Consider the following 20,179-nt stretch of genomic DNA (forward strand, 5'->3'; position numbering starts at 1 on the left):
CCTGAACGTGTTCAACTGTGCTTCCCGTCACGGATGGGTGTAGCGCACCCACTGCTCGTGCTCCCCGCCGACGATCAGGGTGCCGTCGGGCATGGAGAGCGTGATCACTCCGTCGCTCAGGACCATCGGCAGCGCGGCCTCGTGCAGCGGTGCGGGCAGCGGGGTGAAGGCGCCGCCGCGCCAGACGCCCACGCCCCGCCCCGGCACGAGCATCAGCAGCCCGCCCCCGCCGACCGCGCTGATCATGGACGGGTCGGCCCCGGCCGGGAGCTCCGGCTCGGCCTCGGTGCCCTCCGGTGTCAGCCGCCAGGCCCGTGTCGGCCGCGCGGCGATCGCCCAGGCGTCCCGATCGTCCGCCGACACCCGCACCTCGGCCTCGGCGCCGACCGCGGGCTCGAGCCCGCGCCAGGTCGAGCCGCGGTCGGGGGAGTGGAACGCGTGCGACTCGAGCCCGTCGTGGGTGACCTTCCATGAGCCGCTGATCTCGCGGGAGGGCGGCACGACGATCGCCGACGTGCCGTCGGTGACGATGCTCCGCCACGTCAGGCCGCCGTCGTTCGTCTCCCATACGGTGGTGGGCGACCCGGTGACCCCGATGAGCGCGGAGGCCGGTCCGGGGCGCGCGACCAGCCGGCCCTGCGCCGGCAGCTCCGGCAGCGCGACCCGGCGCCAGGTCAGGCCGCCGTCGGTGGTGCGGCCCAGGAAGTGCTCGCAGTCGCCGCCGGCCCGGCAGTCGTTGAACGTGACCCAGCCGTTGGAGCGGTCGGCGAACCCGGCCGCCATCTCGCCCCGGGCGCCCTCCAGCCGGACCACCCGATCGGTGAACAGTGCCGGGGCGGGCCGGGCCGCGGGCTGCAGTGCGTTGAGCGACAGGGCCGCGACCAGGGCCGCGCCGAGGCCGGCCAGCCACAGCGCCCCGCGCCGCCGGGTGCGCCGCCACCGGGGCATCGCCTCGGCCGGCACCGGCCGGAACGTCCCGGTGAACGCCTCGGCGAACCGTGCGAACTCGTCCTCGACCAGGGTGTCAGGCATGCCGGGCCTCCGGGGTCAGCTGGGCGGCGAGCCGGGCCCGGCCGCGGGTGAGCCAGGAGCGCACGGTGCCCTCGGCGACACCCTCCTGCTCGGCGATCTCGGCCACGCCGAGCCCGCCGAGGTGGTGCAGCACGAGCGCGCGCCGCTGGGCCGCGGGCACCTCGCGCAGGGCCGCGACGAGCGCGACGCGGTCCGGGGTCGGGCCGTCGACGTGCTGCTCGCGCTGGCGGGCGAGGAACCCGATCGCGGTGCGCAGCCGTCGCAGCCGGCTCGTGGCCAGGTTCCAGGCCACGCGGCGCACCCAGCCGGCCGGGTCGGCGTACCGCTGAATCCGCGGCCACTGCTCCAGCGCCCGGCAGAACGCCTCCTGGGTGAGGTCCTGGGCCTCGGCGTGATCGCCGAGATAGGCGTAGAGCTGCACGGCGATGCGCTGGAAGTGCGCGCCGTAGAACTCGCTGAAGGGCGGCTCGGGCATGTCCATGTCACGCGCGGGCGCACCGGATCGCTGCAGGCGTTCGGGAATCGGTGAAGAACCGGCATATGACCTGACGGGCGAAAAATCCGAAGAGTCGCGGCGCGAAGCGCCCGGCTCTTCGCGTCACAGCGCCGCGATCATCAGCGCCGTCACCAGCAGGGCGAGCTGATGCAGGGCCTGGTCGGCGACGTACATCCCGCACACCGGCGTCGTCGCCTCCGCGAACCCGGCCGAGCGGGTGGACCGCAGCAGCGCGCGGACCGGCCAGCGCCGGTCCAGCCAGCCGTGGGTGAGCACCGAGAAGGTCAGGCCGGCGGCCATCCCGAGGGGGGACAGCGGCAGCCGCAGCGCGAACGCCGTCAGCAGCAGCACCGCGGTGACCACGAGGTGGTAGTTGAGCAGATGGCCGGCCAGGGCACGCCAGCCGGCCGCGCTGCGCTCCGCCTTGCGCCCGGCCTGATGGTCGGTCTGGGCGACGTGATCGCCGACCGCATGACCGACCAGGAGCGCCACGAGCACGACGGCGAAGACGACCGACCGGGTGAGCGTGTCGTCCGGCATGGGCCGCTCCTCACATCGACGGGAGTTCCGATCATCCGCCCGCCGATGGCCGACTTCTACGCCGGACGCGACAGAACACATGTGTCCTCGGTCGCGTCACCCGGTCGTACCTGGCGATATGCGTAACTAAGCGGACAAGTCGGCCGTTGGGTCAAGGTGCGCAGCGACCCGAGCCCGACGACCCGCGTGCTCTACCTGGCCGGATGGGGGCGCAGCGGCAGTACGCTCGCCGAGAGCCTGCTCGACCAGGTCCCCGGACTGGTCGGCGTCGGCGAGCTCAAGTTCCTCTGGGAGCGCGGGCTGCTGCAGAACCGGCGGTGCTCCTGCGGCACGCCCCTGCGCTCCTGCGAGTTCTGGGTCGACGTGCTCGGCGAGACGTTCGGCGGGATGCCCGACGACGCGACCGCCCAGGCCCTCGACGCCGCGTCGCGCCGGTTCCGCACCCGCCACCTGCCCGGCCTGCTGCTGAAGCCGGCCAGCCCGCCGGACGCCGACCGCCTGCTGTGGTACTACGAGACCCTCGAGCGCCTCTACCGCGCGATCGTGGCCGTCAGCGGGGCCCGGGTGGTCGTCGACTCCTCGAAGTTCCCGTCGTACCTCACCGCGCTGCTGCAGTCGCCCGCGCTGGACGTGCGCGTGGCCCACATCGTGCGGGACCCGCGCGCCGTCGCCTACTCGTGGCAGCGGCACCGCCACGACCCCGACGCCCCGAACGGCGCGCAGATGCCGCGCATGCACCCCGGGTTCACGGCGCTGTACTGGTCCGCCTGGAACCTCGCGACCGAGCGCATCGCGCGCCGCTCGGGCCTGTCCTACCTGCGCTTCCGGTACGAGGACCTCATCGCCCAGCCCGAGGCCACCCTGCGCGCGATCACCGAGCTCAGCGGGGTGCCGGCGGCCGCGCTGCCGGTCGGCGAGCGGGGCGAGGTGGTGGTCCCGCGCACCCACCAGGTCTCCGGCAACCCGATGCGCATGCGCTCCGGGCCGGTGGCGCTGCGCCTCGACGACGAGTGGACCACGGGCATGGCGACGCGGCACCGGTACCTCACCGGCGCCGTCACCGTGCCGCTGCGCCATCGGTACGGGTACAAGGACAGCTAAAGCGCTCCCGGCCGCGGCCGATGTGACCGTGGTGAAGGCGTGGCTCGTCACGGCCGCCGTCGTGCTCTCGGTCGCGCTCGGCGGCGCCCTGACCTGGCAGCACTACGTCGGCCGGGTGGGCGAGGCGGACCTGCTCGGCGACACCGGCCGCGAGCACCGCGGGCCGCCCCGCCAGATCGACATCCAGTCCGCGCCGCGCCTGTCCGCCGGCCCGGACGGGCGCCCCGGCGCCGACGTGCGGCGCCGGCTCGACGCCGAGCCCGGGCGCAACCTGCTGCTCGCCGGCCTGGACGTGCGCCCGGGGGAGGACCGGGCCGCCGCGCGCGCCGACACCGTGATCATCGTGCACGTGACCGAGCCGGGGGACCGCGCCTTCCTGATCTCGCTGCCCCGCGACACCCGGGTCGCCATCCCCGGCCACGGCACCGACAAGCTCAACGCCGCCTTTGCGCTCGGCGGCTTCGAGCTGCTCGCGCGCACGGTGCGGCAGCTCACCGGCCTGGTCTTCGACGCCGGGGCGATCATCGACTTCGCCGGCCTGCGCAAGGTCGTCGACGCGGTCGGCGGGGTCGAGCTGTGCGTGGACGAGGAGACGACCTCGGTGCACATCGGGTGGGACGCCTCGGGGAGGGAGACGCCGCCGTACCGCCTGATCCCGCCCTCGTTCCGCCCGGAGCGCATCGCCGGGGTGCGGGCGCAGGTGTACCACGCCGGCTGCCGCCACTTCGCGGGCTGGGAGGCCCTCGACTACGTGCGCCAGCGCGAGCTCATCCCCGACGGCGACTACGGCCGCCAGCGCCACCAGCAGCAGCTGCTGCGCGCGATTGCGGAGAAGGTGACGTCGGCCGGCGTGCTCGCGAACCCGATCGCCCTGAACCGCGCGATCACGGCCGTCGGCGACTCGCTCACCTTCGACGGCAACGGCGCCTCGGTGACCGACTGGATCGTCCGCCTGCGCGCGATCGGCCCCGAGGACCTGACCCTGCTGCGCACGAACGCGGGCCGGTTCCACACCGAGCAGCGCGACGGCCGCGACTACGAGAACCTGGACTCGACGACGTCGGCGCTCTTCGCCGCGGCCCGCGACGACCGGCTGGCCGAGTTCGCGCGCCTCAATCCGACGTGGGTCATCTGAGGCTGGGCCATCGGTGGTCCGGGTCGATCACCACGTCCGTGTCGGCTGCGTGACACATTGCCAGGGGCTGCATTGCCTTCCTCAACGTGTAACCGTACACTTTCGAGTGTGGATGATCGCCTGCATGAATCGACCATGCCCCTCCTTACTGAGGATGAGGCCGCTGTGCTGGAGGGCATGGGGCACATCATCCACCGCTCTGCCGGTCACCCGTTCTTCCTCGAGGGCGAGCAGGGCGACTTCGCGTTGCTGATCCGCAAGGGGCACGTGAAGGCGGTCCGGGGTACCCCGCCGCGGATCGTCGACGTCCGGGGACCGGGCGAGATCGTCGGCGAGATGGCGGTGATCCGGCGCCAGCCGCGGCTGGCCAGCATCATCGCCTTCAACGACGTCGAGGCGCTGTACCTGCCCGGCGCCGCCTGGCTGCGGTTCCTCTACGAGCACCCCCGGGCCATGCACGCGCTGCTGGCGATGACCGACGAGCTGGCCGGCCGGGCCATGATCCGCAGCGTCGAGTCGGAGCTCGCCATCGAGCAGCAGCTGGCCAAGCGCCTGGTCGAGCTGGCGGCGCACGGTCTCGGCGAGGTCGACGAGCAGCAGCGGATCGCGCTGCGGCTCGGGCAGCAGGACCTGGCCGCCCTCATCGGGGCGCGCAAGCTCGACTCGGTGAAGAAGGTCATCGGCCGGTTCCGGGCGGCCGGGATCGTGTCCACCGGCCGGCAGGCCATCGTGATCGCCGACCTCGACTCGTTGCGTCAGGTCGCCGACGGCAATCTGACGGTGTCGTGAGCGGCCATGGCCGGGTTGATGGCATACCTGCTGACGAACGACAACGCCGGCCTCGTGGCCGGGATCATGGCCGGGATCGTGTCGGCCGTCGTCCCTCCGCTGGCCTGGGTCCTGCGGATCTGGATCGAGCAGCAGGGACGCACCCGGCGGCTCGAACAGGCGCTGCGGGATACGAAGCCGCCGCAGCGAGCGGAGATCATCACGGCGTTCAGTCGTCTCGAGCGGGCGGCCGCGCGGCCGCCGAGGCGCGGGCGGATCGGGGGCGGTCCGGCGTGACCCGCCTCGCCGGCAACCCGCTGATCCAGCGGCTCCGCCGGCTCGTCGCCGGCCTGGAGCTCGATCCGCGCGACTTCGTCATCTTCGGCAGCGCGCCGCTGCTCGCCCATGGTGTGCGCACCCAGGTCAGCGATCTCGACGTCGTGGCCCGCGGCGCGGCGTGGGAGCGGGTCTGCGCGCACGGGCTGCCGGTCGCCGGCACCATCAACGGTGCGCCGATGATGCGGTTCGAGGACGGCCTGATCGAGTTCTCGCGCGGCTGGGTATCCGACGACTGGAACAGCGACGAGCTCATCGACCAGCTCATCGACCGGGCCGAGGTGATCGAGGGCCTGCCGTTCGCGCCGCTGGCGGACGTGCTGCGGTACAAGAGGACCCTGAACCGGCCCAAGGACCGCGACGACATCGTCGCCATCGAGCGGTACCTGGCCGCGAACGGGTTCAGCCCGTCGGGGTCCACCAGCTCGCCTGCGTGACGTCCTCGAAGCCGAGGGACTCGTACAGCGGCCGCCCCATTCGCGAGGCCGTGAGCGTCATCGGGCGGTCGTCGAAGCGGTGCAGCACCGCGTGCATGAGCGAGCGCCCGACGCCCCGGGAACGGAAGGCCGTGCCGGTCGTCACCCAGTACACCCCGACGACCTCGGGCTCGGGGACGGCCACGCACGCGCCGGCCGGCTCGCCGTCGAGCTCGGCGAGGTAGACCTCGACGCCGGTGAGGAGGTCCTCGGGCAGCACGACGCCGCGCTCGTACGGCTGGAAGAGCTCCAGCGGGAACTCCTCGACCACGAGCCGCTCGGCGACGTGCAGCTCGTCCGCCCCGATCCGGCGCACGGGGACGCGGGGCTCGCCGGCGGGCCGGGCCGGTCGCCGCAGCATCACCGGCATCGGGCGCCGCTCGTAGCCTTGCTCGGCCAGGCTCACCGCCCCGAACGCGTCCTCGACCAGGACCCGTCCGGGCCGCTGGATGAGGGCCGCGAAGTCCTCGGCGCCGCGGGCCGCCAGCGTGAGCACGCGCAGGCTGCCGCGCTCGTCGTCGAGCACCGCGAACCAGCCGTCGCCGCGGCGCGTCTCGTGGCCGCGGGCGCGGGCGACCCGGGTCCAGAACTCGGCCGCGTTCCCGGCCGCCAACCGCAGCGCATCCCCGTCCATCCGCGCAGCGTAGGGCATGCCCACCGTACGGTTGCCGATATGCATCGGTAACCGTAAGCTGCTCGCCATGAGTGCGCTGCGGCGCCGCTATGCGCGGCTGATGCTGGCCTACCCCGCCCGGTTCCGGCGGGAGTACGGCCCCGAGCTGCTCACCGTGCTCTTGGACCGCGCGGGGCCCGGCCGCGCCCGGCCCACGCTCGCGGAGGCCCGCGACCTCGTCCTCGGCGGCCTGCGGCAGCGCTTCCGGCTGCCGGTCGGGCGGCTGATCGTGCTCGCCGCCGTGGCCGCCGCGCTGACGTTCGGCGCGCTGGGGGCCGGACTCGGCTCGGTGCTGGGCTGGACGGCCGCGGCGGCCCGCCCGGCCGACGCGGTCGTCGACCGGGCCGTGGAGCTGGCGGCGGGCGGCCCGGTGCCGCACGACCGCACGGTCCAGTCCGAGGATCATGGGCTGCGCTACCAGGTGCAGTCCACGACTCCCGAGTCCGTCGCCCCGTCCTGGACGCTGGAGGAGGCCACGGCCCGGATCGAGGACGCGGGCTGGACGGTGCGCTCGCAGTCGGCGACCCCGGGCGCCGGCGCCGGCATCTCCTCGTCCGGCGTCATCGCCGAGCGCGACGGCCTGGTGCTGGCGGTGGCCGCGTCGCGGGCCGAGGGTTACCCGGTCAGCCTGTCGGTGTCCGTCACGCCGGCGGAGCCCTGGCCGGTCCGGCCGCTGACGCTGCTCGGCACGCTGGCGGGCGCGGCCGCGGGCTGGCTGCTCACCGCGCGGGCCGGCTACCGCCTGCGCCGCGCCGGGCTCGGGGTGCGCACGGCGCTCGCGACCCTGGCCGTCGCCGCGGGCCTGCTGCTCGCCCCGGCGACGCTGCTGGCCTGGATCGTCGTCGGCTACCGGGTCGCGCTGGCCGGCACCACCTTCGGCGCGGACGGGCGGACGCTGCCGGCGGCCTATCTGGCGTACACCGGCAATCCCTTCCCGGTCATGGGCATCGCCGCCGGCCTTGCGCTCGCGGCCCTGGTCGTGCTCGGGTCGTGGTTGGGCAGTCAATGGCCCGCCCGGTTTCCGGTGCTAAAGTGGAGGCTTACCTCCGATAGAAGGTGACCGGATGCAGACCCAGGGCGGGGTGCGGCGGCCGCAGCGGGCCGACGCGCGGCGCAACTTCGACGCGCTCATCGCCGCCGCGCGGGACGCCTTCGCGGAGCACGGCACCACCGCCTCGCTCGAGGAGATCGCGCGGCGGGCCGGCGTCGGGATCGGGACGCTGTACCGCAACTTCCCGACCCGTCAGGACCTGTTCGACGCGGTGTACCTGGGCGAGCTCGACGCGCTGTGCCGCGCCGCCGACGACGTCGCCGGACTGGAGCCGTGGGACGCGGTCGCGGCCTGGCTGCGCCGGTTCGTCGGCTACGTCGCGACCAAGCGCGCCATCTACGAGGAGATCAACCGCGACTCCGAGATGGTGCGGGGCGCCCGTGAGGCCATGTACGCCGCGTTCGAGCCGCTGCTCGCCCGCGCCCAGGAGTCCGGCGCCGCGCGGCGCGACGTCAGCACCGACGACCTGCTGCGGCTCGTCTCCGGGCTCACCGCGGGCGGATACGTCGACGAGGCGCAGCGCGAGCGCGTGCTGACCGTCGCCCTGGACGGCGTGCGCGCCCGTTAGTCGATCATGACGCCCGGGTATCGAGCGGTGCATGGGTGTCGATCTGCTGCACAAGCCGGTCGTGGATCTGGCCGGGCTGCCCATCGGAACGGTGGACGGCATCGAGATGACGGTCGGGCGGGACGGGGCGCGGGAGATCGCGGCGCTCGTGGTCGAGCCGCGGCGGCGCTTCTGGGGCAGTACATCGGAAAGAATGCGAATCTCGTGGGACCTTGTGGCCTTCTGTGACCGCAGCATCACGCTCATGGTGCGCAAACACCTCCTGTAGCCTTCGGGTCGACGCGCGCTTCGGTCCTTGATCACGGGGTAGTGGTCGGTGGCCCGGGGCAGAGAGCTCGACTGGATGAGGTGCATCGCAGATGTCCGACCTGGCGCAGATCGGCGTGACCGGTCTCGCGGTGATGGGCCGTAACCTGGCCCGGAACCTGGCCCGCAACGGTTACACCGTCGCCGTGCACAACCGCTCGTACGAGCGCACCCGCCGCCTGGTGGACGAGTTCGCGGATGAGGGCACGTTCGTGCCGAGCGAGTCCATGGCCGATTTCGTGGCTTCCCTGGCCCGCCCGCGGGCCGTCATCATCATGGTCAAGGCCGGCGGCCCCACCGACGCGGTCATCGACGAGCTCGTGCCCCTCCTGGAGGAGGGCGACATGATCGTCGACGCCGGCAACGCGCACTTCGCCGACACCCGCCGCCGCGAGCAGGCGCTGCGCGAGCACGGCCTGCACTTCGTCGGCACCGGCGTCTCCGGCGGCGAGGAGGGCGCCCTGCTCGGCCCGAGCATCATGCCCGGCGGCTCCCCGGAGTCCTACCGGACCCTCGGCCCCATGTTCGAGAAGATCTCGGCGAAGGTCGACGGCACCCCGTGCTGCATCCACGTCGGCCCCGACGGCGCCGGGCACTTCGTGAAGATGGTCCACAACGGCATCGAGTACGCCGACATGCAGCTCATCGCCGAGGCCTACGACCTGCTGCGGGCCGGGCTCGGCGCGACCCCGGCCGAGATCGCCGACATCTTCCGCACCTGGAACACCGGCGACCTCGAGTCGTTCCTGATCGAGATCACCGCCGACGTGCTCTCCCAGATCGACGGCGACACCGGCCAGGCCTTCGTCGACATCGTGCTCGACCAGGCCGAGCAGAAGGGCACCGGCCGCTGGACCGTGCAGAGCGCGCTCGACCTGGGCGTGCCGATCACGGGCATCGCCGAGGCGACCTTCGCCCGCTCGCTGTCCGGCCACGCCGACCAGCGCGAGGCCGCCCGCTCCGCCTTCGGCACCGAGGTCGCGGCGCTGGACATCACCGACCGCGACCAGTTCATCGAGGACGTGCGCGCCGCGCTGTACGCCTCGAAGATCGTCGCCTACGCCCAGGGCTTCGACCACATCCAGGCCGGCAGCGAGGAGTTCGGCTGGGACATCGACCGCGGCGCCGTGTCGACGATCTGGCGCGGCGGCTGCATCATCCGCGCCCGGTTCCTCAACCGCATCCGCGAGGCCTACGACGAGAACCCCGGGCTCAAGAGCCTCATGGTCGCGCCGTACTTCGCCGAGGCCGTCAACGCCGGCGTGCCGGCCTGGCGCCGGGTCGTGGCCGCGGCCGCCGCGGCGGGCATCCCGACCCCGGCGTTCTCGTCGTCGCTGTCGTACTTCGACGGCCTGCGCGCGCAGCGCCTGCCCGCCTCGCTGATCCAGGGCCTGCGGGACAACTTCGGCGCGCACACGTATCGCCGCACCGACCGCGAGGGCACCTTCCACGTCGAGTGGGCCGGCGACAAGAAGGAGCACAGCGCGTAGTAGTCGCCTGGTCCACGTTCCGCATTCACGAACATGATCGGTTAGGTCGATCGTGGTACGGTCATGAAAGCGGAACGAGACCGGGGCCGCGGTCGTCTTGTGGTTGCCGGAGCGCGACGAGGGCTCCGGCAACCGCCGCCGCGGCGGTGAGCCAGAACGCGATCGCATACGCGCCGGTGCGCAACGGCAGCGTGAGCAGCGCGACGGCGACGGCCCCGGCGAGGTACTGCGCGGTGGTCATCGTCGCCCCCGCGGACGACTGCCGCTCGGCGGGCACGTCACGCGCGCCGAGCACGAACATCGCGGTGTAGACGACCCCGTGCGCGGCGCCGCTGACGAGGAGCCCCGGCAGCACGCCGCCGGGGTAGCCGGTCCCGGCGGCCAGCGCGAGCCACGCCAGGCTCGCGGCGGCGACGGCGAACCCGCCGCCGAGCGTCCGCGCGGCGCCGAAGCGGCGCACGAGCCGCGCGGTGAGCGAGCTGCCGACCGTGACGAGCGCGGCGAGCGGCAGGAACGCGAGCCCGGCCTCCAGCGGCGCGAAGCCGTCGCGGTCCTGCAGCATCAGCGTCACGACGTAGAACTCCGAGCCGACGCTGGCCATGTAGAGCGCGGCGGCCAGCGACCCCGCCCGCAGCGACGGCGGGCGCAGCCGGGCGGCCGGCCGCACGATCGCCGCCCCCAGCAGCGCCGCGCCCGCCAGCACCGCGACCGCCGCCGGGTCCGACCAGCCGCGCTCGCCCGCCAGCGTCAGGCCCAGCGCCGCGGCGACCGCCGCCGCCGTCGACAGCAGCACCCGCGCCAGCGGCGCCCGCGCGGGGCGGGCCGGAGCCGAGCCCAGCAGCCAGATCGCCGCGCCCGCGGCGCAGGCCAGGGTCACGGGGACGTTCACGAGGAAGGTCCAGCGCCAGCTGTACCGCGTGAGCAGGCCGCCCAGCACGACCCCGGCCGCCAGCCCCGACGCGCCCACGGCGCCCCACACCGACAGCGCGCGCGTGCGCGCCGGACCCGTGAAGCGGGCGCCGATCAGGCCCAGGATCGCCGGTTGCAGCAGCGCCGCGGCCAGACCCTGCACCCCGCGCGCGGCCAGCAGCAGCGCCCCGGAGCCGGCCAGGCCGCCGGCGAGGCTCGCCGCGCCGAAGAGCAGGGACGCGGCCAGGAACACGCGGCCCGCGCCGAGCCGGTCGCACAGGCGGCCGCCGAGCAGCAGCAGGCCCGCGAACGGCACCGCGTACGCGCTCACCACCCACTGCGCGGCGGCCAGGTCGAGATCGAGCTCGCGGGCGATGGCGGGCAGGGCGACGTACACGATCGAATAGTCGAGGGCGAGCAGGAACTGCGCCGCCGAGAGCACGGCAAGGATCATGCTCGCCATCGTCCGACCCTCACACTAGTGTGAAGGTCAATGCGCATCGGCGAACTTTCCGCGCGCACCGGGACGCCCGCCCGGCTGCTGCGCTACTACGAGGAGCAGGGCCTGCTCGCGCCCGAGCGCCGCGCGAACGGCTACCGCGACTACGGCGAGCACCTCGTCGACCGGGTGCAGCAGATCCGCGGCCTGCTCGAGTCCGGGCTGCCCACGCGCTTGATCAAGAACGTGCTGCCGTGTTTGGACAACCCCTGCGACATTACGATGTCCGATGCCGGGCCCGAGGTGGTCGACCTGCTGCGCCACGAGCGGGACCGCATGGACGCCCGGATCGCCTGCCTGAGCCGCAACCGTGACGCCATCGACGCGTACCTGGCGAAAGTGACCCGACCCATGAGCGAGCCCCGCGTGACCGTCGCCACCGCCGCGGACCGGGAGGCGGTCGTGGCCACCTTCGTGGCCGCGTTCGCCGCGGACCCGGCCCTGCGCTGGTTCCTGCCCGACGACGCCACCTACCCCGCCGAGGCGGCCGCGATGGCGGGCTCGCTGTTCGACCTGCGCGTCGGGCACGGCACGGTGTGGGTCGCCGACGGCGGCGCGGCGGTCGCGATGTGGGACCCGCCGAGGTCCCCGGCCGGCCCCGGCGTCGAGCACCCGCCGCAGGCCGGGCGCTTCGGCCGCTACCAGGCGATCGTGCACACCAAAATGCCACAGACGCCGCATTGGTACCTCGGGGTGCTCGCATCACACCCCGAGCACCGCGGTCGCCGGCTCGGCCGCGCCGCGATGGCCGCCGGGCTCGCGCGCGCGGCCGCCGACGGGCTGCCGGCCTACCTGGAGACCTCGAATCCGGGCAACGTCGAGGTGTACCGCTCGGCCGGCTTCGGCGTCGTCGAGTCGCTGCACGTCGACGAGCTCCCGGTATGGATCATGAAGTGCGACGGAGAAAGTCGTCGAACGACGTCGTGAGCCCCGGCCCGAGCGGCTCGGGCGCCTCGGCCATCGGCGCGCGGGCGGTCACCAGCGCGGCCAGGTCGGCCCCGGCGCGCCGGACGCGCTCGTGCAGCGTGTCCCGCCCGCCGGTCGCCCAGTCCTCGGTCGCCGCGAACACCGCGGTGGGCGCGACGACCGCGTGCAGGTAGGCGAACATCGGCCGCAGCGCGTGCTCCAGCGCGAGCGAGTGCCGCGCGGTGCCGCCGGTCGCGCCGAGCAGGACCGGCTTGCCGCGCAGCACGTCGTCGTCGAGCACGTCGAAGAACGACTTGAACAGCCCGCTGTACGACGCGTTGAAGATCGGCGTCACCACCACGAGCCCGTCGGCCCCCGCGACGGCGTCGATGAGTTCCTTGAGCGCCGGCGACGGGAAGCCGGTGAGCAGGTGGTCGGTGATGTCGTGGGCCACGGCGCGCAGCTCGAACGTGCGCACCGCGGCGTCGTCGAGCCCGTCGGCCACGGCGGTGGTGAGCCGGTCGGCCAGCAGCCGGGTGGACGACGGCTGGCCGAGCCCGGCGCTGATCGCGACGATCGAGCGAGTGGTCATGGCTAGGCGTCCACCTTCTGCGCGGCGGCCTTCAGGGACTCGTGGGTGGGCGCGTCCGGCACGTGCGCGGGGCGGCCGATCGCGAACTCCTTGCGCAGCACGGGCACGACCTCCTCGCCGAGGATGTCCAGCTGCTCCAGCACCGTCTTCAGCGGCAGGCCCGCGTGGTCGAGCAGGAACAGCTGGCGCTGGTAGTCGCCGACGTACTCGCGGAAGCCCAGCGTGCGGTCGATGACCTCCTGCGGGCTGCCGACCGTCAGCGGCGTCTGCGCCGAGAAGTCCTCCAGCGACGGGCCGTGCCCGTAGACGGGGGCGTTGTCGAAGTAGGGCCGGAACTCGTTCTTGGCGTCCTGGGAGTTCTTGCGCATGAACACCTGCCCGCCGAGGCCGACGATGGCCTGGTCGGCGGAGCCGTGGCCGAAGTGCTCGAAGAGCTTGCGGTAGAGCTCGACCATCCGCTGCGTGTGCTCCTTCGGCCAGAAGATGTGGTTGGCGAAGAAGCCGTCACCGTAGTACGCGGCCTGCTGCGCGATCTCCGGCGTGCGGATCGAGCCGTGCCAGACGAACGGCGGCACCCCGTCCAGCGGCCGGGGCGTGGCCGTGAACCCCTGCAGCGGCGTGCGGAACTCGCCCTGCCAGTCCACGACGTCCTCGCGCCACAGCCGGCGCAGGAGCGCGTAGTTCTCGAACGCGAGGTCGACGCCCTTGCGGATGTCCTGGCCGAACCACGGGTACACCGGCCCGGTGTTGCCGCGGCCCATCATGAGGTCCACGCGCCCGTCGGCGAGATGCTGCAGCATCGCGTAGTCCTCGGCGATCTTCACCGGGTCGTTGGTCGTGATGAGCGTGGTCGCGGTGGACAGCAGGAGGCGCTCGGTCTTCGCCGCGATCCACCCGAGCATGGTGGTCGGCGAGCTCGGCACGAACGGCGGGTTGTGGTGCTCGCCCATCGCGAACACGTCGAGCCCGACCTCTTCGGCCTTGAGCGCGATCGTCGTCATCGCCTTGACCCGCTCGGCGTCGGTCGGCACCCGCCCCGTCGTGGGGTCCTGCGTCACGTCACCGACGGTGAACACACCGAACTGCATTTCGAACGCCACCTTCACTGCGGACCCGGGCGGCTCCCCGGCCTCTGCGCGCTACAACATAGCTGACTTGTCAAACATTCCGCCAGTGAACAATCAACTTCCATGACTTCCCGCCGGGGCCGCCCGGCCGGTAGGGCGATCAGCGAGGTGGCCGACCGTTCTGGGTCCTGATGTGTGCGAACGGCACGTCTGTCCGGGCTGCGGGTCAGTTGCCCGCGCTCTCGTAGCGGCGCAGGCCCCGCGCGAAGATCCAGCCCGCGACGGCCAGGCAGTACGCGGCGACCAAGGGGGTCAGCAGGCCGACCCAGGCGTGGCCGTGGCCGAGCAGGTAGGTCACCGGGAAGAAGCTCACGAACGCGAAGGGCAGCGCGAAGCCCAGCGCGGCCTTGAGCGCCCACGGGTACACGCTCAGCGGGAACCGGGCCAGGTCGCCGGCCTGATGGACGGCCATGGCGAAGAGCGGGCTCGGGCTCTGCATCCAGAACGAGGCCGCGTTCGTGGCCAGGTTGATCGCCACCTTGACGGCGATCGCGGAGAGCAGGACGACCAGGCCGAGCAGCACGCGGCCGGCCGACCACTCCACGTCCACATGGGACAGTGCGGAGCCGAGCATGAGGGCGCCGGTGACGATGTTGGACAGGCCGTGGGGGCCGATCTGGACGCTCGAGGCCTGCAGGACCACCGGGTACGGGCGCACCAGCATGGAGTCGATGTCGCCCTGGTTGATCTGCCAGGCGATGCTCCACATGCCCTCGAAGAACAGCGAGCCCACGCCCTCGGCCACGGCGACCATGCCGAACATGGCGACCACGGCCCAGAAGCTCCAGCCGTTGACGGCCGGCACCTTGGAGAAGATGGCGGCCAGGAACGCCACGTTCACGACCTGCATGACGAGCGTGCCGGCCATCATGACCCAGAAGTCGCCGTGGTACTCCAGCACCGATCGCAGGTGCGCGCCCAGCAGCCGCAGACAGAGTCGCACGATCCGCATGTCAGCCCCCGTGTACCGTCAGCTGGCGCAGCGCCCGCCCGAAGAGCGCTCGCGCGGTGTACCACAGCAGCACCAGCCAGCCGAGCTGCACCGCCACCAGGAGCAGGGCGTGGCGGCCCGAGGCCTGGCCGACGAAGATGAGCGCGGGCGTGGACGTGAGGCCGGCGAACGGCGACCACTGCGCCGCGGTGGCCAGCCAGCCCGGGAAGTATGCCAGCGGGACGAGGGCGGGCTGAGCCCGTCGATGCGGACCTCGCCCGAGGTCGGCACCAGGATGCCGGACAGCAGCTTGACGGTCGTCGACTTGCCGGCCCCGTTGGGCCCGACGTAGGCGACCGCCTCACCGGCCTCGATCGACAGGTCGACGTGATCGACCGCGACCTTGTCGGTGAACCTCCTGGTGAACAGGTGTTTGACGGCCCCCCGCAGGCCCGGATCGCGGTCCGGCCTCCGGAAGACCTTGGTCAGCTGACGAGCCTCCACGATGGCCACCGGGGGACGCTAACCGATCTTTTTTCGGTACTCGAACAAATTAACGGTGGTAGCGGCAGGGCCACGATCCGCGGCCTTTGCGGCGGTACTGTCGGCGGCGTGAGCGAACTCGGGCTGTTCCTGCGCACGCGCCGGGCCGCGGTCAAGCCGGCCGACGTGGGGCTGCCCACCGGTCCCCGCCGCCGCACGCCGGGCCTGCGCCGCTCCGAGCTCGCGGCGCTGGCCGGGGTCAGCGTCGAATACGTCACGCGGCTGGAGCAGGGCCGCGACCGCCACCCGTCGCCGCCGGTGCTCTCGGCGCTCGCGGAGGCGCTGCGGCTGACGCCGTCCGAGCGGGTCCACCTGCATCGGCTGACCAAGGCCGCGGACCTCGGGTTCACGTGCCGCGGTCGCCGGGCCGTGCCGCCGGTGACCGTCCGGCCGGCGGTGCGGGCGCTGCTGGACCGGCTCGACCCCGCCCCCGCCGCGATCCTCAACCGGCTCGGCGACCTCGTGGCCCGCACGGCCGCCTTCGAGCTGCTGGCCCGCCCGCTGGGGCTGCTGGACGCGGCGCCGCCGAACCTGACCCGCTTCGTGCTGACCGACCCGCGCGCCCGGGCCGCCTTCCCCGACTGGGAGCACGTCGCCGACGAGCAGGTGGCGGCGCTCAAGCACGGCCCGTTCCGCGCCGACCCGGCGGTGGCCGCGCTGGCCGACGAGCTGACCGTCGTCGCGGGCGACGCGTTCACCGCGCGGGTGGGCGCGATCCCGGGCCTGCCGCGCGCCTCCGGCATCCTGCGCCTGGCGCACCCGTCGGCCGGGCCGCTGCGGCTGGCCTTCGAGACCCTCGACCTGCCGGCCGACGACGACCAGCGGCTGCTCGTCTACCTGCCCGCCGACCCGGCCACGGAGGCGGCCCTGGACCGGCTCGTGACCCCGCCGCAACCGGGGCTGCGGCTGGTGCCCGGCGGCCTGTAGACCGGCCGCGGCCCGGGCCGGGGCAGGACTTGTCACGGGGCTCGTCGCGGTCGTCGTCGGGGTCGGCTCGCCGGTGCCGCCGCCCGGGGGCCGGGGCGGCGGCGGGGCCGGGCGGCGGTGGGAGTTCGTGCCGGTCTGGCTCGACGGCGCCCCGGCGGAGGCGGCCGCCGTCGTCGCCGGGGAGCTGGCCGAGCGGGCCGACGTGTTCGGGGCGGCGGCCCTGCTGCGCCACGAGTGGAGCCGCTCGGAGGCCTCGGCGACACCCTCCGTCAGAGAGCGCTCCCTGGCCGTACAACCGCAGCCCACGGCCCTTGACCTGGCTTGGAGAGCGCTCTCCGATTCCGGGCGAGCCATTGACAGGGTTTCAGCGAGGGGTCATTGTGGCTTCCTGAGAGAGCGCTCTCTCAACTCCGCCGTAACACCCCCGCCACGAAGGAGTCACCCATGGACTGGTCGGTCTCCGCCCCCGGCCATCGATCCGTAAGGTTCACCGACCACAACCGCCCGAGTAGGCGCACCATGCGCTACGGCATCATCGCGCTCGCGGTGTTCGCCATGCTCGCGGCGTACATCACCGTCGTCGTCACCCGCGCCAACGCCGCCGAGACCCTGTTGTCGCAGGGCAAGCCGACGACCGCCTCCTCGGCCGAGAGCGCGGCCACCCCCGCCTCGAGCGCGACCGACGGCGACGCCGGCACGCGCTGGTCGAGCGCCTTCTCGGTGCCGCAGTGGTTGCAGGTCGACCTCGGCTCCCAGCAGTCGATCACCCGGATCGGGCTGAACTGGGAGGCCGCGTACGCGACCGCCTTCACGATCCAGACCTCGAACGACGCCACGAACTGGACGAACATCTACTCGACCACGTCCGGGGCGGGTGGCAGCGCCGTCAGCCTCAGCGTGACCGGCACCGGCCGCTACGTGCGGCTCAACGCGACCGCCAAGAACACCCAGTACGGCATCTCGCTGTGGGAGTTCCAGGTCTTCGGCGGCTCGCCGAGCACGCCCGGCAGCTGCGGCGCCGCCAACGCCGCGCAGGGCAAGACGGCCACCGCGTCCTCGACCGAGAACGCGGGCACCCCGGCCTCGTCCGCCGTGGACGGCAACAACGGCACCCGCTGGTCCAGCGCCGCCAGCGACCCGCAGTGGCTGCAGGTCGACCTCGGCTCGGTGCAGTCGGTCTGCGGCGTCACGCTGAACTGGGAGACCGCCTACGCGACGGCGTTCCAGATCCAGACGTCGACCAACGGCACCACCTGGACGACCATCTACACGACCACGACCGGCACCGGTGGGGTGCAGAACCTCAACGTCACCGGCAGCGGCCGCTACGTGCGGATGAACGGCACCGCGCGGGCCACGCAGTACGGCTACTCGCTGTGGGAGTTCCAGATCCGCGTCGGCGGCACCGTGTCGACCACCAACGACACCCCGAGCTCGCCGAGCCCGACGCCCAGCACCAACCCGGGCAACGCGGTGCTGCTGTCCTACAAGAAGCCGGCCGTCGCGTCGACCTCGCAGAACGACAGCAACTGCAACCCGTGCACGCCGGACAAGGCGTTCGACAACGACCCGGCGAGCCGCTGGGCCACCAGCCCCGACAACGGCTGGGTCGACCCGGGCTGGATCTACGTCGACCTCGGCGCGCAGGCTCACATCACGCAGGTCGTCCTGCAGTGGGACCCGGCCTACGCGGTGTCGTACCAGATCCAGACCTCCAACGACGCCGCCAACTGGACGAACATCTACTCGACCACGACGGGCAAGGGCTTCAAGGAGACCCTGACCGTCAACGGCAACGGCCGCTACGTGCGGATGTACGGCACCCAGCGCTCCAACGGCTACGGCTACTCGCTGTGGGAGTTCAAGGTGTACGGCACCGGCGGCGCCCCGACCCAGCCCCCGGCCCCGCCCGCGGACCCGATCTTCCCGGCCACCAACCTGGTCTGGAGCGACGAGTTCAACACCGGCACCAACGTCGACACGACCAAGTGGCACGTCGACCCGGGCACCGGCCAGAACGGCGAGATCCAGTACTACTCCAACCTGAGCAACACCAGCATCCAGGGCGGCTCGCTGGTCATCGAGGCCCGCAAGGAGACCGCGGGCGGGCGTGACTACACCTCCGGCCGCATCAACACCAGCACCAGCTTCACCACGCAGTACGGCCGCGTCGAGGCCCGGATCAAGGTGCCGAAGGGCAACGGCCTCTGGCCCGCGTTCTGGATGATGGGCGCCGACTTCCTGCAGGGCCGCCCGTGGCCGTACAACGGCGAGATCGACATCATGGAGATCCTCGGCAAGAGCACCACGGACGTGTACTCGACGCTGCACGCGCCGGCGTACAACGGTGGCGGCGGCTACGGCCAGAAGCTCACCACCGTGGACCTGTCGCTGGACTACCACGTGTACTCGGTCGAGTGGGACAGCAAGCACATGACGTTCCGCGTCGACAACACCGTGATCCTCGTCGCCAACAAGGACACGGTCGAGTCGACCCGGGGCCCGTGGGTCTACGACCACCAGTTCTACCTGATCCTCAACCTGGCCGTGGGCGGTGACTTCCCCGGCCCGATCGACGCCAGCACGCCGTTCCCGTCGCGGATGTACGTCGACTACGTCCGCGTCTACAAGTAAGAAGCCGGCCGCGGGTGGACGTGACGAACGGGTCCGTCCACCCGCGGCTCCTCATCGCGACGGGGCACGATCTACCGTGACAACCATGACGGGCAGCGACTCGCGACCGCCCACCCTCGAGCAGGTCGCCAACTACGCCGGAGTGTCACGCGCCACGGTGTCCCGGGTCATCAACGGTGTCTCCACCGTCGACCCGGAACTGCGCCGCACGGTCGAGCGGGCCATCGCCGCGACCGGGTACGTGCCGAACCTGGCCGCCCGATCGCTGGTCACCGGCCGCACGGACTCGATCGCGCTGGTCGTGTCGGAGCCGGAGAACCGGGGGTACTCCACCCCGTTCCTGACGCGCATGTTCACCGACCCGTTCCTGGGCCGCGTGACCGCCGGCGCCCAGGAGGTGCTCCGGCCGCTGGGCATCCACCTGGTCATCTTCCTGGCCGACCCGCCCGCGCGCCCGCATCTGCAGCGGTACCTCCGCCAGGGCCACGTCGACGGGGCGCTGCTCATCTCCAGCCACGTCGACGACCCGCTCCCGGCCCAGCTGGTCGAGCTCGGCATCCCCGTCGTGCTCTCGTGCCGCCCGGGGCACCCGGTGACCATCAGTTATGTGGACGTCGACCAGCGCGCCGGGGTGCAGCTCGCCGTCGACCACCTCGCCGGCCTCGGCCGGCGCTGCCTGGCCACCGTCACCGGCCCGCTCGACATGCCGGCCGCGCAGGACCGCCTCGCCGCGTTCGAGGAGGCCGTCAAGGCCCACGGCCTCACGCCGCGGCACATCGAGGGCGACTTCACCCGCTCCGGCGGCGAGCGCGCCGCGGCCCGCCTGCTCGCCGAGCACCCCGACGTCGACGGCGTCTTCGTCGCCAACGACCTCATGGCCGACGGCGCCCTGCGGGTGCTGCAGGAGGCCGGGCGGCGGGTGCCGGAGGACATCGCGGTGATCGGGTTCGACGACAGCACCGCCGCGCTCGAGTGCCACCCGCCGCTCACGACCGTCCGCCAGCCGGTCGAGGAGATGGCCGGGGAGATGGCGCAGCTGCTGATGACCCGCATCCGCGAGCCGCAGCGCACGCCGCGCTCGGTCATCTTCAACCCCGAGCTGATCGTCCGCGCCTCGGCGTAGGAGCGCCTCGCTCCCT

Annotated in this window: 21 protein-coding genes and 1 pseudogene; 13 read left to right on the forward strand and 9 right to left on the reverse strand. The window is 72.8% G+C overall.

The genetic code is table 11. The annotated features are described in order from the left end of the window. Window positions 1-27: 27 nt before the first annotated feature. From AC6JBM_RS01890 to AC6JBM_RS01900, 3 genes are all read right to left on the reverse strand, one after another. Window positions 28-1,032 carry a WD40/YVTN/BNR-like repeat-containing protein gene (locus AC6JBM_RS01890; protein WP_497981872.1) on the reverse strand — a complete coding sequence of 335 codons (1,005 nt, stop codon included), beginning with the start codon at window positions 1,030-1,032 and terminating at the stop codon, window positions 28-30. Next, entirely contained in the window at window positions 1,025-1,513 is a 489-nt protein-coding gene (locus AC6JBM_RS01895) for an RNA polymerase sigma factor (RefSeq protein ID WP_497981873.1), read from the reverse strand. Before AC6JBM_RS01895 ends, AC6JBM_RS01890 begins: the two co-directional genes overlap by 8 nt. A 117-nt stretch (window positions 1,514-1,630) precedes the next feature. Beyond that, window positions 1,631-2,068 carry a DUF3307 domain-containing protein gene (locus AC6JBM_RS01900; RefSeq protein WP_497981874.1) on the reverse strand — a complete coding sequence of 146 codons (438 nt, stop codon included), beginning with the start codon at window positions 2,066-2,068 and terminating at the stop codon, window positions 1,631-1,633. Window positions 2,069-2,224: 156 nt separating this feature from the next. On the opposite strand from AC6JBM_RS01900, the gene AC6JBM_RS01905 reads away from it, so the two are divergent. The 5 genes from AC6JBM_RS01905 (at window position 2,225) to AC6JBM_RS01925 (ending at window position 5,845) form a co-directional block, all read left to right on the forward strand. Further along, window positions 2,225-3,169 carry a sulfotransferase gene (locus AC6JBM_RS01905; protein ID WP_497981875.1) on the forward strand — a complete coding sequence of 315 codons (945 nt, stop codon included), beginning with the start codon at window positions 2,225-2,227 and terminating at the stop codon, window positions 3,167-3,169. A 31-nt stretch (window positions 3,170-3,200) separates the two neighbouring features. Then, window positions 3,201-4,304 carry an LCP family protein gene (locus tag AC6JBM_RS01910; RefSeq protein WP_497981876.1) on the forward strand — a complete coding sequence of 368 codons (1,104 nt, stop codon included), beginning with the start codon at window positions 3,201-3,203 and terminating at the stop codon, window positions 4,302-4,304. 135 nt (window positions 4,305-4,439) lie between these two features. Next, on the forward strand, window positions 4,440-5,093 hold the full coding sequence (locus AC6JBM_RS01915; protein WP_497981877.1) for a Crp/Fnr family transcriptional regulator: 654 nt from the start codon (window positions 4,440-4,442) through the stop codon (window positions 5,091-5,093). Between the two features lie 6 nt (window positions 5,094-5,099). Next, the gene (locus tag AC6JBM_RS01920; protein WP_497981878.1) at window positions 5,100-5,369 is read left to right on the forward strand and encodes a hypothetical protein; all 270 of its coding nucleotides are present in this window, start codon (window positions 5,100-5,102) and stop codon (window positions 5,367-5,369) included. After that, complete coding sequence (locus AC6JBM_RS01925) at window positions 5,366-5,845, forward strand: hypothetical protein (RefSeq protein WP_497981879.1); 480 nt, start codon at window positions 5,366-5,368, stop codon at window positions 5,843-5,845. Before AC6JBM_RS01920 ends, AC6JBM_RS01925 begins: the two co-directional genes overlap by 4 nt. On the opposite strand, the gene AC6JBM_RS01930 is transcribed toward AC6JBM_RS01925, so the two are convergent. Beyond that, a complete protein-coding gene (locus AC6JBM_RS01930; protein ID WP_497981880.1) occupies window positions 5,811-6,518 on the reverse strand; it encodes a GNAT family N-acetyltransferase in 708 nt (235 codons plus the stop codon). The genes AC6JBM_RS01925 and AC6JBM_RS01930 overlap by 35 nt on opposite strands. A 67-nt stretch (window positions 6,519-6,585) precedes the next feature. Here AC6JBM_RS01930 and AC6JBM_RS01935 point away from each other — a divergent pair, with 67 nt between their 5' ends. The 4 genes from AC6JBM_RS01935 to gnd all read left to right on the forward strand — a co-directional run bounded on the left by AC6JBM_RS01935 (window position 6,586) and on the right by gnd (window position 9,972). Beyond that, window positions 6,586-7,617: a hypothetical protein gene (locus AC6JBM_RS01935; RefSeq protein ID WP_497981881.1), complete on the forward strand. Its 1,032-nt coding sequence runs from the start codon at window positions 6,586-6,588 to the stop codon at window positions 7,615-7,617. A 4-nt stretch (window positions 7,618-7,621) separates the two neighbouring features. Further along, entirely contained in the window at window positions 7,622-8,176 is a 555-nt protein-coding gene (locus AC6JBM_RS01940; protein WP_350616724.1) for a TetR/AcrR family transcriptional regulator, read from the forward strand. Between the two features lie 31 nt (window positions 8,177-8,207). Continuing rightward, entirely contained in the window at window positions 8,208-8,444 is a 237-nt protein-coding gene (locus AC6JBM_RS01945; protein WP_350616723.1) for a hypothetical protein, read from the forward strand. Between the two features lie 91 nt (window positions 8,445-8,535). Continuing rightward, window positions 8,536-9,972 carry an NADP-dependent phosphogluconate dehydrogenase gene (gene gnd, locus AC6JBM_RS01950; RefSeq protein WP_497981882.1) on the forward strand — a complete coding sequence of 479 codons (1,437 nt, stop codon included), beginning with the start codon at window positions 8,536-8,538 and terminating at the stop codon, window positions 9,970-9,972. A 61-nt stretch (window positions 9,973-10,033) separates the two neighbouring features. Here the strand turns inward: gnd and AC6JBM_RS01955 are convergent, their stop codons facing one another. Beyond that, window positions 10,034-11,335 (reverse strand): MFS transporter, encoded by a 1,302-nt coding sequence (locus AC6JBM_RS01955; RefSeq protein ID WP_497981883.1) that lies wholly within the window; start codon window positions 11,333-11,335, stop codon window positions 10,034-10,036. A gap of 39 nt (window positions 11,336-11,374) precedes the next feature. Here AC6JBM_RS01955 and AC6JBM_RS01960 point away from each other — a divergent pair, with 39 nt between their 5' ends. Continuing rightward, entirely contained in the window at window positions 11,375-12,307 is a 933-nt protein-coding gene (locus AC6JBM_RS01960) for a MerR family transcriptional regulator (RefSeq protein ID WP_497981884.1), read from the forward strand. On the opposite strand, the gene AC6JBM_RS01965 is transcribed toward AC6JBM_RS01960, so the two are convergent. The 4 genes and pseudogenes from AC6JBM_RS01965 to AC6JBM_RS01980 form a co-directional block, all read right to left on the reverse strand. Beyond that, entirely contained in the window at window positions 12,267-12,878 is a 612-nt protein-coding gene (locus AC6JBM_RS01965) for an FMN reductase (RefSeq protein WP_497981885.1), read from the reverse strand. The two genes, AC6JBM_RS01960 and AC6JBM_RS01965, sit on opposite strands and share 41 nt — an antisense overlap. A gap of 2 nt (window positions 12,879-12,880) precedes the next feature. Beyond that, on the reverse strand, window positions 12,881-13,966 hold the full coding sequence (locus tag AC6JBM_RS01970) for an LLM class flavin-dependent oxidoreductase (RefSeq protein ID WP_497981886.1): 1,086 nt from the start codon (window positions 13,964-13,966) through the stop codon (window positions 12,881-12,883). A 205-nt stretch (window positions 13,967-14,171) separates the two neighbouring features. Next, window positions 14,172-14,957, reverse strand: a complete 786-nt coding sequence (locus AC6JBM_RS01975) for an ABC transporter permease (protein WP_497981887.1) — start codon at window positions 14,955-14,957, stop codon at window positions 14,172-14,174. A gap of 273 nt (window positions 14,958-15,230) precedes the next feature. After that, window positions 15,231-15,449: pseudogene (locus AC6JBM_RS01980) on the reverse strand (ATP-binding cassette domain-containing protein); the annotation flags it as partial. Between the two features lie 99 nt (window positions 15,450-15,548). Here AC6JBM_RS01980 and AC6JBM_RS01985 point away from each other — a divergent pair. From AC6JBM_RS01985 to AC6JBM_RS01995, 3 genes are all read left to right on the forward strand, one after another. After that, window positions 15,549-16,406 (forward strand): helix-turn-helix domain-containing protein, encoded by an 858-nt coding sequence (locus tag AC6JBM_RS01985; protein ID WP_497981888.1) that lies wholly within the window; start codon window positions 15,549-15,551, stop codon window positions 16,404-16,406. A 519-nt stretch (window positions 16,407-16,925) separates the two neighbouring features. After that, complete coding sequence (locus AC6JBM_RS01990; RefSeq protein WP_497981889.1) at window positions 16,926-19,040, forward strand: discoidin domain-containing protein; 2,115 nt, start codon at window positions 16,926-16,928, stop codon at window positions 19,038-19,040. A gap of 85 nt (window positions 19,041-19,125) precedes the next feature. Further along, window positions 19,126-20,163, forward strand: a complete 1,038-nt coding sequence (locus AC6JBM_RS01995) for a LacI family DNA-binding transcriptional regulator (protein WP_350616707.1) — start codon at window positions 19,126-19,128, stop codon at window positions 20,161-20,163. Window positions 20,164-20,179 lie beyond the last annotated feature (16 nt).

The organism is Dactylosporangium thailandense (genome assembly GCF_059739745.1).